13 protein-coding genes are annotated in these 12370 nt (G+C 69.4%); 9 read left to right on the top strand and 4 right to left on the bottom strand.

Features of this window, described 5'->3' with window-relative positions; translation table 11 throughout:
* Positions 1–87 precede the first annotated feature (87 nt).
* Positions 88–585, top strand: a complete 498-nt coding sequence (locus GBZ26_RS19840; RefSeq protein WP_174440321.1) for a PRC-barrel domain-containing protein — start codon at positions 88–90, stop codon at positions 583–585.
* A gap of 50 nt (positions 586–635) precedes the next feature.
* Here GBZ26_RS19840 and GBZ26_RS19835 read toward each other — a convergent pair whose 3' ends face one another.
* The 3 genes from GBZ26_RS19835 to GBZ26_RS19825 form a co-directional block, all read right to left on the bottom strand.
* Positions 636–1100, bottom strand: coding sequence for a bacteriohemerythrin (locus GBZ26_RS19835; protein ID WP_174440320.1), 465 nt, complete (start codon positions 1098–1100; stop codon positions 636–638).
* A 97-nt stretch (positions 1101–1197) separates the two neighbouring features.
* Positions 1198–2211, bottom strand: a complete 1014-nt coding sequence (locus GBZ26_RS19830; protein ID WP_174440319.1) for a DUF6352 family protein — start codon at positions 2209–2211, stop codon at positions 1198–1200.
* Between the two features lie 106 nt (positions 2212–2317).
* Complete coding sequence (locus GBZ26_RS19825) at positions 2318–3259, bottom strand: alpha/beta fold hydrolase (protein ID WP_174440318.1); 942 nt, start codon at positions 3257–3259, stop codon at positions 2318–2320.
* A gap of 148 nt (positions 3260–3407) precedes the next feature.
* Here GBZ26_RS19825 and GBZ26_RS19820 point away from each other — a divergent pair, with 148 nt between their 5' ends.
* Positions 3408–4040 carry a septal ring lytic transglycosylase RlpA family protein gene (locus GBZ26_RS19820; RefSeq protein WP_174440317.1) on the top strand — a complete coding sequence of 211 codons (633 nt, stop codon included), beginning with the start codon at positions 3408–3410 and terminating at the stop codon, positions 4038–4040.
* Here GBZ26_RS19820 and GBZ26_RS19815 read toward each other — a convergent pair.
* Positions 4037–4858: an SDR family NAD(P)-dependent oxidoreductase gene (locus GBZ26_RS19815; protein ID WP_174440316.1), complete on the bottom strand. Its 822-nt coding sequence runs from the start codon at positions 4856–4858 to the stop codon at positions 4037–4039. The genes GBZ26_RS19820 and GBZ26_RS19815 overlap by 4 nt on opposite strands.
* 367 nt (positions 4859–5225) lie before the next feature.
* On the opposite strand from GBZ26_RS19815, the gene GBZ26_RS19810 reads away from it, so the two are divergent.
* The 7 genes from GBZ26_RS19810 to GBZ26_RS19780 all read left to right on the top strand — a co-directional run bounded on the left by GBZ26_RS19810 (position 5226) and on the right by GBZ26_RS19780 (position 12192).
* Complete coding sequence (locus GBZ26_RS19810; protein WP_014239679.1) at positions 5226–5675, top strand: MaoC family dehydratase; 450 nt, start codon at positions 5226–5228, stop codon at positions 5673–5675.
* A gap of 180 nt (positions 5676–5855) precedes the next feature.
* Positions 5856–6812: a bifunctional riboflavin kinase/FAD synthetase gene (locus GBZ26_RS19805; protein ID WP_174440315.1), complete on the top strand. Its 957-nt coding sequence runs from the start codon at positions 5856–5858 to the stop codon at positions 6810–6812.
* Positions 6813–6815: 3 nt separating this feature from the next.
* On the top strand, positions 6816–6992 hold the full coding sequence (locus GBZ26_RS19800; protein ID WP_014239676.1) for a hypothetical protein: 177 nt from the start codon (positions 6816–6818) through the stop codon (positions 6990–6992).
* A gap of 88 nt (positions 6993–7080) precedes the next feature.
* Positions 7081–7776: an orotate phosphoribosyltransferase gene (locus tag GBZ26_RS19795; RefSeq protein WP_174440314.1), complete on the top strand. Its 696-nt coding sequence runs from the start codon at positions 7081–7083 to the stop codon at positions 7774–7776.
* Positions 7777–7983: 207 nt separating this feature from the next.
* Complete coding sequence (ileS, locus tag GBZ26_RS19790; protein ID WP_174440313.1) at positions 7984–10839, top strand: isoleucine--tRNA ligase; 2856 nt, start codon at positions 7984–7986, stop codon at positions 10837–10839.
* Positions 10840–10989: 150 nt separating this feature from the next.
* Positions 10990–11493 (top strand): signal peptidase II, encoded by a 504-nt coding sequence (gene lspA, locus GBZ26_RS19785; protein WP_174440312.1) that lies wholly within the window; start codon positions 10990–10992, stop codon positions 11491–11493.
* Positions 11494–11577: 84 nt separating this feature from the next.
* Positions 11578–12192, top strand: a complete 615-nt coding sequence (locus GBZ26_RS19780; RefSeq protein ID WP_174440322.1) for a DUF3035 domain-containing protein — start codon at positions 11578–11580, stop codon at positions 12190–12192.
* Positions 12193–12370: the final 178 nt, after the last annotated feature.

The following is a 12370-nucleotide window of genomic DNA, read 5'->3' as shown; positions in this document are numbered from 1 at the left end:
GCCCCAGGATGTCACAGGCGGCCCTGCGTGACCTTTCCCGCCCTCCCCGGTTGGAAGGGTCGGTTTCGTGCAACGAGGAGACCTTCCATGCACAAGACGGTGATCGCGACCCTGTCCGCCCTGGCGCTGATGACCGGCGCCGCCGCGGCCCAGACCGGCACCGGCGGTTCGGCCCAAACCCCGGGCGCCCAGGCCCCGAACTCGGTCATCATGGACCAGGGGAAGAGCGCACGGCCGGCCGGCCCCTCAAGCGGCGCCACGGGCAGCGCCAGCGTCGAGCATCTGATGAGCCGCACGGTGATCGGCGCCGACGGCGAGAAGGTCGGCAAGGTGTCCGACGTGATCCTGGGCCCCGACGGCAACGCGCAGCTCCTGGTGATCCAGAGCGGTGGCTTCCTCGGCATCGGCGGCAAGGAGATCGCGGCGGACATTGCGCTGGCCGACGTGCTTCCGGGCAACGGCCCGATCACGCTGCGCGACGTCACCCAGGCGAGCGTGCGCGACATGCCGGAATTCCAGTACAGCGACAGCATGACCTCGCTGAACCGCGGCCCGAAGCACAGCGGCGAGTCGAACAAGCAGTAACCATGAGGTGACAAAGCCCCTCTCCCGCCCTGGGAGAGGGGCTTTGCCTTCTACGCCTCCACCCCGCGCTCGCGCAGGTAGGCGCCCAGCCTGGTGTCCACGCCCAGGATGTGGCCGGACAGCCATTTGGCGAGAAAGCCCAGCACGAAGGCCCCCTTCTCCCCACCCGCGTCCAGCGCGCTGTTCACGTCGTGCAGCTGGCGGACGAAGCTGTCGTGCAGCGCCTTGTGGGCGGTGTAGTCGGGATAGCCGTGCTCGCGCATCAGCGTCTCTTCGCGGTCGAAATGGGTGTCGGTGTAGTCGAGCAACTCCCTCAGCACGTCTTGGATCTCGCTGTCGGCACGGGACTCGTTCACCGCGGTGACGAATTCGTTGAACAGCTCGAACAGGCGCTTGTGGTCGGCGTCGATCACCGCGTTCCCGACGCCGAAGCCGTCCTGCCACGCCATCGTTTCCCAGCGCGGGTCGGCAAGGTTCGGCTTCATCGTCTTCGGCTGGATATTGTTTAATTGCATGACGTTCCCCCTTCAGGAAACATCCTTATAAGCCGCCGCCCACCAGCCGCCGGGGCGGCAGATAGTCACACTGAATTTATGGTTATAGGGTAGCCGGTCAGTTCGTCGCCGCCAGCGGCAGGTTGACCAGCAGGTTCTGCGGCTTCAGGCGCAGCTTGCGGTCGGCGGTCATCGCCAGGGCCAGATAGACGGGCCGCCCGGCGATGTCGGCGCGCATCGCCGCGGGATCGGCAAAGTCCAGCCGGAACAGCGACAGGATGCGGGCCAGCCGCTCCTCCCCCACCTCGGCGCCGTTGTAGAGGTCGTTGAGGATCGCCGTGGCCTCCCCGTCCAGCCCGACATGCCAGACCCAGCGCTCGTCGCTGATCCGCTGCACCGGCTGGATCGACACCGCCACCCCCAGGAAATGCGCCACCCAGCCTTCCAGAACGCGGCACAGCGCGTCCAGCCCGGCCGCGGCGAAGGTGACGTCCAACACCGTGTCGTGCCGCGAATCGCGCTCCCAATAGCGGGGGTGGTTGGTCTCGTCGAGGATGTCGAGATCGACGGAGCGCGGAGCGGTCCCGGCCTCGACCACCAGCCGGCCCAGGCTGCCGAAGCCGCCGGTCGCGGCCAGCATCTCCACCGTCTCGCTGTCGGCCAGCCGGACGCGCCCGTCGTCCACCGACACGGTCTGGGGCCGGAAGAACAGCTCCCCCGCCCGCGCCCGCAGGCCCGACGGCGTGCCGTCCAGCAGGTTGCGCAGGATCACATGGGCCATCTGGTCGATGAACAGCCCCGGCACACCCCGCGCGCCCTCGCGGAACAGGCGGAGGTAGCAGCCCTCGACCGTGCCGGCGGCGAGCAGCCGGTCGCGGAAGCCGAGCCAGACCGTCCAGTTCTCCCGCGCGTCCGCATCGGCCAGCGCTTCCACCATGCCCGGCGGGACGGGGCGGGTGGGATCGTCGATCAGGCCGGCGAACAGCGTGTGCTCGGTCTCGCAGGCGTCCTCGGGCGGGCGCATCTCCGGCCGCATCAGATAGGCGCGCAGGAAGTCCGGCGTGACCGCCAGCCAGCCGTCGCCGTCGCGCGTCAGCAGATGGAAACCGGACTCTCTCCAGAAATCGGACATGGAAGGCAGACCCTTGAACAGAAAAGCGGGCGCAAAGCGTCCCTCATGTGGGCGCGCGGGCGCCCGCGCCAAGGACCTAGCACGGCCCGGCCTGCAGATGCCCGGCTTACAGATGCAGGGCGGCCAGGAAAGCGTCGATATCCGCCCACACCCGGTCGCGGATGTCGTCGCACTCCATCAGCAGCTCGTGCTTGGCGTCGGGATGCTCCTTCAGCACGGCGTTGCCCAGCCGGGCGGCGGCCAGCCGGTGCGACTCCGATCGGACGACGGCGTCGGCGGGAGCGCTCAGCAGCAGGATCGGCGTCGTCACCCGCTCCAGCGGCGCGGTGAAGCGGATGTGGTCGGCCGCGCGCAGGGCCGCCCGCACCCAGCCGAAGCTGACCCCGCCCACCCGCAGCTCGGGCCGGTCGCGGAAGGCGTCGTGGTAGGTGGCGTAGCGGCGGGGGTCGGAGGTGATCGGGTTGACCGGGGTGAACAGCCCCTCCACCGGGTCGTAATCGTGCTGGCCGAAGGCGTATTCGGCGGCCCGCCCGCGGGCGCACAGGCGCTCGGCCAGCCAGACCGCCATGCGGCGCGGCACCGGGCCGGTGAAGATGTCGAACATCGGCGCCGCCAGCACCGCGGCATCGCACAGGGCTGGGTCGCGGAGCAGGGCCATCAGGGCGACCAGCCCGCCCATGCTGTGGGCGACCAGCAGCAGCGGCCCGCGCTGCCGCGGCCTCACCAACCGCTCGACCACCTCGTGCAGGTCGCCGGCCAGCGTGTCGAAGCTGTCCAGGTGATGGATCTGCCGGTTGGGCAGAGGCCGGTCGGACAGGCCCTGGTTGCGCCAGTCGAAGGCGAAGACCTCGAAGCCACGCGCCAGCATCTCCCCCGCCGTCTCGGCGTATTTCTCGATGAACTCCGCCCGGCCGGTCAACAGCAGCGCGGTGCCGCGCGGCGGGGTGGCGGTGGCCGTCCAATGGGCGGTGCGCAGCCGAGTCCCGTCCGCCATCGTCACCCAGCCGAATCGTGGCTCCACACCCAGATCCGCCACGCTCACGGCCATTCCTGCGCGCTCCTTCGTTGACGGGACGATTGAAGCATCAACGCACCGGGCGGGTCCAGCGTCCGGCGGCGGGACCGGCCGCCCGCCAATCGGTGGAACCGCCACCCTCCCCCGGATGTTGTCCAGGTCCGAAGGGAGGTACATTCGAATGCACTTGGCGCGCAAACTGTCCATGGCGCTCTGCGCCCTGTCCCTGACCCTGTCCCCCATGGCCGCCGCCCAGGCCCAACCCTCCTCCAAATCGCAAAGCTCCAAGGACGCGTCGGTGCCGCCGATCGCCGTGGAACGCACGGACGAGGGCGAGCCGGTGATCGTCCATGAGGGCGAGGCGTCCTTCTACGGCGGCTCGTTCCACGGCAAGAAGACGGCCAGCGGCGAGCGCTTCGACCAGAACAAGCCGACCGCCGCCTCGCGCGAACTGCCGCTGGGCAGCAAGGTCACCGTGACCAACCAGGACAACGGCAAGAGCGTCGACGTCATCGTCAACGACCGCGGCCCCTATGTGGACGGGCGGGTCATCGACCTGTCGAAGAAGGCCGCCAAACAGCTCGACATGATCGAGGACGGCGTGGCCCCGGTGCGCGTCGAGGCCAAGCCGTCCGAACAGCCGACCGAAGCCGTGAAGGAGAAGGTCGAGGCCAAGGCCGAGAAGGCCGACAAGACCCAGGTGGCGGAGCAGCCCGCCTCCGGGAAGAAGGGGAACGGTGCCGCCCTCTCCGGCTCATCCGGGTCCGGCTCGTCCGGCGCCGACCGGCAGAGCGGTTCGGGGTCCGACCGCTAAACCTTCTCCCGCGACGGACGGGCGGTCCTGCCGGCGCGCTGGCCGCGATCGAAGGCGGCCAGCAGCGCGCCCAGCCCGTCCGACGCCGCGTGGCGCGACCACAGGAAGGGGCGCAGCATGTTGCGGGTGCCGAAGCCATGCACATGCACCGTGCGGCGCCCCAGCGCCTGCAACCCCTCCCGCGCCACGTCCAGCGGATCGGCGGCCCCCGGCAGGGCGTTCAGGGCGAAGCCGGCCCGCTTGCCGAAGGCGGTGCGGGTGGGGCCGGGGCACAGGACCAGCACATCCACCGGCTTGCGCTTCAGCTCGGTCGCCAGCGCCTCGCCATAGGCCAGGACGAAGCTCTTGCTGGCGCAGTAGGTCCCGAGGAACGGGATCGGCTGGAAGGCCGCCGTGCTCGACAGCAGGATCAGCCCGGCCCGCCGCCCGTCGCGGGCCGCCCGCTCGATCATGCCGGGCAGCAGCGCGCGGGTCAGCACCGTCGTCGCCACCACGTTCAGCTCCACCGTCGCCCGCTCCGCCTCCGGGCTGTTGTCGAGCACCGGCCCGAAGGCGCCGGACCCGGCGTTGTTGATGAGCAGGTCGATCTCCAGCGTCTCCGCCTTCTGGATCAGGGCGTCCCGTCCCGCGTCGGTGGTCAGGTCAGTGGCCAGCACCTCCACCCGACGCCCGGCGGCCTCCAGCTCCGTCTTGGCGGTGTTGAGGGCCTCGGCGTTGCGGGCGGCCAGCAGGAGACCGGTGTCGGCGGACAGGGCACGGGCGAAGCCGGCGCCGATGCCGGAGGTGCCGCCGGTGACCAGCGCGAAGCGGTGGGACATGGGTCGGGTTCCGTCGCGGTTCAGGGGGATGAGAGGTGACGGTTGGCCGCGGCGGCGGGAAGTCAAGCCGTCCGTGCCCGAGTCGCCTCGCATTCCGCGGTGCAGCAGGCCGAATTGTCAGTGTACATATTAACTGGGGCCGCTCCGGAGTTTTACTGTCACGGAACTGAAATTGCCGGACCGGAGGAAATAGGCAGGGCGTCTCGACTGCCTTCCCTTTCGAACGAGGTTAGCGGTTTTTTCACTTTTTCAGGCGAGTCGTGTTGCCATCACGTGGTTGCAGTGCATATATCGCATTGCACCATACGTGTTGTCGCACCGCACGGCCGGTGCTTCTGGCCGGTGCTTGATGAAAAGGAACCGCGGTATGGATGATGTTCGCCAAGTCCTGAAGGACAACGAGGGCCACTGCATCGAGGATTTGACCGTCGGCATGACGGCGTCCTTCGCGAAGACGGTTACCGAGGCGGACATCGTGCTGTTCGCCGGCATCTCCGGCGACACCAACCCGGTCCATCTGAACCAGGAATACGCCAGCGGCACCATGTTCCAGGGCCGGATCGCCCACGGCATGCTGAGCGTCAGCTTCATCTCCGCCGTTCTCGGCACCAAGCTGCCGGGCCCGGGCGCCATCTACATGAGCCAGACCGTGCGCTTCAAGGCGCCGGTCCGCGCCGGCGACACGGTGACCGCCCGCGCCACCGTCACCGAGATCATCCCGGAGAAGCGCCGCGCCGTCGTCCGCACGGTCTGCACCGTCGGCGAGACGGTGGTGATCGAGGGCGAGGCCCTGCTGATGGTCCCGTCGCGCGGCTGATCCCGCCCAAGCCCTTGAGGCGGGCAAGCCTTTAACAGGTGAAATGACTTGCCGGTCGCCGGTGCGTAGACCACGCGCCGGCGCCGGTCTATATAAGACGCCCATGGCATGGCCCGCCCCGGCGGGCCGCCATCGTTTCCGGGGGCCGTGCGCGGCCCGCAGACCATCAGGGCGTGACGCATGCGATTGTTCCGACACACCGCCGACCTGCCGGAGGACGCCCGTGGGGCCGTCGTCGCCCTTGGCAACTTCGACGGGGTGCACCGCGGCCATCAGGCGGTGATCGCCACCGCCCAGCGGATCGCCCGCGATCTCGGCGCGCCCTCGGCGGTGATGACCTTCGAGCCGCACCCCCGCTCGGTCTTCCCCCCCGACGACGCCCCCTTCCGCCTGTCGCCCTTCCGCGTCAAGGCCCGCCACATCGAGGCGCTGGGGGTGGACCTGCTGTTCGTCTGCCATTTCGACGAGAGCTTCCTGCACAAGACCGCCGACGCCTTCATCGAGGAGGATCTGGTGGCCGGGCTGGGCGTGCGGCACGTCGTCTGCGGCTATGACTTCCTGTTCGGCCACGGCCGCGGCGGCGACCCCGCGCTGCTGCGGCAGGCCGGCGCAGCGCACGGCTTCGGCGTGACCGAGGTCGGGCCGGTGGCCGACGACGCGGACGGCGTCTACTCCTCCACCCGCGTGCGCGATGCGCTGGTCGCCGGCAACCCGCGCGAGGCCGCCCGGCTGCTCGGCTCCCCTTGGGAGATCGAGGGGCGCGTGGAGCATGGCGACCACAAGGGCCGCACCATCGGCTTCCCCACCGCCAACGTCGAACTGGCCGACTATCTCCGACCCGCCTTCGGCGTCTACGCGGTGCGCACCGGCGTCGACCAGGGGGCGGGCACGGTCTGGCGCAACGGCGTCGCCAATCTGGGCCGCCGCCCGACCGTGGGCGGAACGGTGGAGCGGCTGGAGACCCACATCCTCGACTTCGACGGCGACCTCTACGGCCAGCATCTGCGGGTCCAGCTCATCGAGTTCCTGCGGCCGGAGCGCAAGTTCGGCAGCTTCAACGAGCTGAAGGACCAGATCGTCCAGGACGCCGCCGCGGCCCGCGCCGTGCTGGCCAAGGAACCGCGGTCGGAGGATTGAGCGATGGACCGCGTGATCCTTCTTCTCTTCATCCTGAACCAGGGCGGCCCGACCACCATCGAGTTCCAGACGATGGAGCAGTGCAAGGCCGCCGAGCCCGCCATCGTCCAGGCCTACCGCGAGATGACCGGCAACCCGGTGCTGACCCGCTGCATCGCGCTGGCCCTGCCGGGGAAGTGACGGCGCAGGGTAAGCCCGCCCCATTGCGATTCGCACGCCGGGGGGCTACACACGGGGCAGTTTGAGCCTCCCTGGGAGCCGTTAGGCCATGACCACCGCCGCTGCCCTGCCCGACCGGGCGACGATTGCCGCCACCGCCGCGAAGATCCTGCTGGAAATCAAGGCGCTGCATTTCAACGCCGAGACGCCCTTCATCTTCACCTCCGGCTGGGCGAGCCCGGTCTACACCGACTGCCGGCGCATCGTGTCCTTCCCGCGCGCCCGCAAGGCTCTGATGGACTTCGCCGTCCAGACCATCGAGCGCGAGATCGGCTACGAGAGCATCGACGCGGTGGCCGGCGGCGAGACGGCGGGCATCCCCTTCGCCGCCTGGATCGCCGAGCGGCTGGAACTGCCCATGCAGTATGTCCGCAAGAAGCCGAAGGGCTTCGGGCGCAACGCCCAGATCGAGGGCGTGCTGACCGAGGGGCAGCGGGTCATCCTGGTCGAGGATCTGGCCACCGACGGCAAGAGCAAGGAGAACTTCGTCACGGCGCTGCGCAACGGCGGCGCCACCGTGACCGACAGCTTCGTGATCTTCCATTACGGCATCTTCCCGCAGTCGAAGACCAACATGGACCGCATCGGCGTCCGCCTGCACGAGCTGTGCACCTGGTGGGACGTGCTGAAGGTCGCCCGCGAGAACCGGTACTTCGACGAGAACACCCTGTCGGAGGTCGAGAAGTTCCTGAACGACCCGGTCGGCTGGTCCGCCGCCCACGGTGGCAAGGCCAGCTTCGACTGACGCACCCGGAGGCGCCGCGCCTTGACCGCACCGCCCACACCGCTAATATCCCGCGCGATGCTGCATCCGGCGTGGGTCATGGCGCGTATGGCGCGAATTACCAACCCGGCCTCCTGAGGGGGGCCGGGACCGCCTCGTTTGTGCGTGCGTCGGGGGCCTGACCGCTGCCGCCCGACGGTTCTGCTTCAGGTTCAGGATATCCCCGACATGACCCGCGACTACAAGTCCACCGTCTTCCTGCCCCGCACCGACTTCCCCATGCGCGGCGGCCTGCCCACCAAGGAGCCGGAGCTGCTGAAGCGCTGGGAGGACATGGGCCTCTTCCAGCGGCTGCGCGAGACGGCGAAGGGCCGTGAGAAGTTCGTCCTGCACGACGGCCCGCCCTACGCCAACGGCAACATCCACATCGGCCACGCCGTCAACAAGGTGCTGAAGGACGTCATCGTCCGCTCGCGCCAGATGCAGGGCTTCGACGCCAACTACGTCCCCGGCTGGGACTGCCACGGCCTGCCCATCGAGTGGAAGATCGAGGAGAAGTACCGCGCCGAGGGCAAGGACAAGGACGAGGTTCCGCTCAACCAGTTCCGCGCCGAGTGCCGCCAGTTCGCCCAGAAGTGGGTGGACGTGCAGGCCGGCGAGTTCCGCCGCCTGGGCGTCGAGGGCAACTGGGCCGACCCGTACCTGACCATGACGCTGCCCGCCGAGGCGCAGATCGTCCGCGAGATCCACAAGTTCGCCATGAACGGCGGCCTCTACAAGGGCGCCAAGCCGGTCATGTGGTCGGTGGTGGAGAAGACCGCGCTGGCCGAGGCGGAGATCGAGTACCACGACCACACCTCGACCACCGTCTTCGCGCGCTTCGCCATCTGGGGCTCGCCGGCGCCGGAGGTCGACGACGCCAACATCGTCATCTGGACGACCACCCCCTGGACCCTGCCGGGCAACCGCGCCATCGCCTTCGGCGACGAGATCGAATACGCGACCTACAAGGTGCTTGAGGTCGAGGAGGGCAGCCTCGCCGAGGTCGGCGAGCGGCTGGTCGTCGCCACCGCACTGGCCGAGAGCGTCTTCAAGGACACCAAGATCAAGGACGCGCGGCTGCTGCACCGCTTCCCCGGCTCGCGTCTGGCCGGCGGCTACTGCCACCACCCGCTGACCCGCAGCGGCTACGACTTCAAGGTGCCGCTGCTGGCCGGCGACTTCGTCACCACCGACGCCGGCACCGGCTTCGTCCACATCGCCCCCGGCCACGGCGAGGACGACTTCCACCTCGGCCAGGCCAACGGCATCGAGGTGCCGCAGACGGTCGGCGAGGACGGGCGCTACTACGACCACGTCCCGCTGTTCGCCGGCCTGCGCGTCTACACCGCCGAGGGCAAGCCGGGCGAGGCCAACGGCGCCGTGCTGAAGGCTTTCCAGGAGGTCGGGGCGCTGCTCGCCAAGGGCCGGATCAAGCACAGCTACCCGCATTCCTGGCGGTCGAAGGCGCCGCTGATCTTCCGCACCACGCCGCAGTGGTTCATCTCCATGGAGACGAACGACCTGCGCAAGACGGCGCTGCAGGCGATCGCCGACACGACGTGGTTCCCGGCCCAGGGCGAGAACCGCATCCGCGCGATGATCGAGCAGCGCCCGGACTGGTGCATCAGCCGCCAGCGCGCCTGGGGCGTGCCGATCGCCCTGTTCGTCCGCAAGGACAACGGCGCGATCCTGCGCGACGCCGAGGTGTTCAACCGCATCGCCGACATCTTCGAGAAGGAAGGCTCCGACGCGTGGTTCGCCCGCCCGGCGCAGGACTTCCTCGGCAACGCCTACCGCGCCGATGATTACGAGCAGGTCAGGGACATCGTCGACGTGTGGTTCGAGTCCGGCTCGACCCACGCCTTCGTGCTGGAGCAGCGGCCGGAGTTGAAGTGGCCGGCCTCGCTGTACCTTGAAGGCTCCGACCAGCACCGCGGCTGGTTCCACTCCTCCCTGCTGGAAAGCTGCGGCACGCGCGGCCGCGCGCCCTACGACGCGGTGCTGACCCACGGCTTCACGCTCGACGAGCAGGGCCGCAAGATGTCCAAGTCGCTGGGCAACGTGGTCGCCCCGCAGGAGGTTTGCGACAAGTACGGCGCCGACATCCTGCGCCTCTGGGTGGTCAGCACCGACTACACCGAGGACCAGCGCATCGGTCCGGAGATCATCAAGTACCAGGCCGACCATTACCGCCGCCTGCGCAACACGCTGCGCTACATCCTCGGCGCGCTGGCCGACTACACCCCGGCCGAGCGCATCGCCGTCTCCGAGATGCCGGAGCTGGAGCGCTGGGTCCTGCACCGCCTGTCGGAGCTGGACGCGCTGGTCCGCGCCAAGATCGAGGCCTACGACTTCCACGACCTGTCGGTGGCGATCCACAATTTCTGCGCCGTGGAGCTGTCGGCCTTCTACTTCGACGTCCGCAAGGACAGCCTCTACTGCGACGCGCCGGGCTCGGTCCGCCGCCGCTCGGTCCGCACGGTGATGGAGCATCTGCTCTCCACCCTGACCGCGTGGCTGGCCCCGATCCTCTGCTTCACCGCGGAAGAGGCGTGGCTGGCGCGGCCCGAGGGCCTGACCGGCACCGAGGGCTGGAGCGAGGAGAGCGTCCACCTGCGCGTCTTCCCGGCCATCCCGGCGGAGTGGCGCGACGACGCTCTCGCCGCCAAGTGGGAGTCCATCCGCACCGTCCGCCGCACCGTCACCGGCGCGCTGGAGCTGGAGCGGGCCAACAAGAAGATCGGCTCGTCCCTGCAGGCCAACCCGACGGTCTTCGTGGACGCGGCGACCAAGGCGCTGCTCGACGGCGTGGACTTCGCCGAGATCTGCATCACCTCGCAGATCACCGTGGCGGAGGGCACGGCGCCCGAGGGGGCGTTCGTCCTGCCCGACGTGGCCGGCATCGCGGTGGTGCCCGGCCTCGCCGAAGGGGGCAAGTGCGAGCGCTGCTGGAAGATCCTTCCGGAGGTCGGCACGAACGCCGCACACCCGACGCTGTGCCTCCGTTGCGCCGAAGCCGTGGACGCGGACCCGGCGTTCTAATACGCGTTGCCGGAGCCTGCGCCTTATCCCCTCTCCCCTCTGGGGAGAGGGTTAGGGTGAGGGGGTTCCGCCTCCTCGACGCGTCCGGCAAACGCGCAACCCCCTCACCCCGACCCTCTCCCCAGAGGGGAGAGGGAGCAGGAGCACTCCATGAGCAGCCTCTCCACGTCCGGCAGCCGCGGCTACACGGTGTTCGGCCTGTCCGTCGCCGCGCTGGTGGTGGTCCTCGACCAGCTCACCAAATGGTGGATCCTCGACGTGGTCATGCAGCCCTATCCACGGGTCGTCGAGGTCACGCCCTTCTTCAATCTCGTGCTGGCCTGGAACACCGGGGTCAGCTTCGGCACCTTCGGCAGCTCCCACGCCTGGATGCCCTACGTGCTGGCCGCGGTGGCCTTCGCCATCGTGATGGCCCTGCTGCTGTGGCTGCGGCAGGCCGACCGGCGCTACCTCGCGCTGGCGCTGGGGATGGTCATCGGCGGGGCCATCGGCAACGTGATCGACCGCTTCCTCTACGGGGCCGTCGCCGATTTCCTCGATTTCCACATCGGGGGGTGGCATTTCTGGGCCTTCAACGTGGCGGACAGCGGAATCAGCGTCGGCGTGGCGCTTCTCGTGCTGGATGGGCTGTTCGCCGGCCGCGAAAAGTCGTAATAGTTCACGCGACGGAGCCGCTATAAGGGACGCGGCCCGACGACAAGCGGCCTGACGACTAGACGACGGGACTCGAACGTGACCATGCTTTCCTTCGCCTCCTCCATCGCACGGCGCTCCACCCGTTCCCTGGGGCGGGGTCCGCTGCTGGGCTTGGCGCTCGTTGCGCTGGCGCTCACCGGATGCACCGACGTCCGCCGCTCCATCGGCCTCGACCGCACGAGCCCGGACGAGTTCACGGTCGTATCCCGCGCGCCGCTGACCATGCCGCCGAGCCTCGCCCGCCTGCCGGAGCCGCGCCCCGGCGCGCCCCGCCCGCAGGACGCCACGTCGTCCGCGGTGGCCGCCGCCTCCGTCTTCGGCGGCTCCTCGCGCACCACCGCCGCCGCCGCCGCCGCCGCCGCCGGACACACCGCCGGCGAGTCGGCGCTGATCGCCCAGGCCGGCGCCAAGGGCGGCATCGAGCCGGGCATCCGCAACAAGGTCGATCAGGAGACGACCCAGCTCGTCGTCGCCGACAAGAGCTGGATCGACTCCGTGCTGTTCTGGCAGACGCAGGAGCAGCCCTACGAGGTCGTCGATCCGAAGAAGGAAAACCAGCGCCTGCGCGAGGCCCAGGCCGCCGGCAAGGCGCTGAACGACGGCACCGTCCCGACCATCGAACGCAAGCGCCGGGCGCCGCTGGAAGGGCTGTTCTAAGCCGCTGCCAGGGCCCCAATCCCGGGCGCCAACTCGGGGCATTGTTCCGGGCGCTCCGCCGCACCAGTATCTAGGGGGCGTTCCCAGACGGGGACGCCCCCTTTTGCATTCCCGTCCCCTTCGCTCCCAACGAGAGGCCCATGCTCCCCAACGGCCCCACCGCCCCGCCACCCTGGAA

Origin of the sequence: Azospirillum formosense, assembly GCF_013340925.1 — a bacterium.
Classification (GTDB): Bacteria; Pseudomonadota; Alphaproteobacteria; order Azospirillales; family Azospirillaceae; genus Azospirillum; species Azospirillum formosense.
This window is presented reverse-complemented; position numbering and strand designations above follow the sequence as displayed.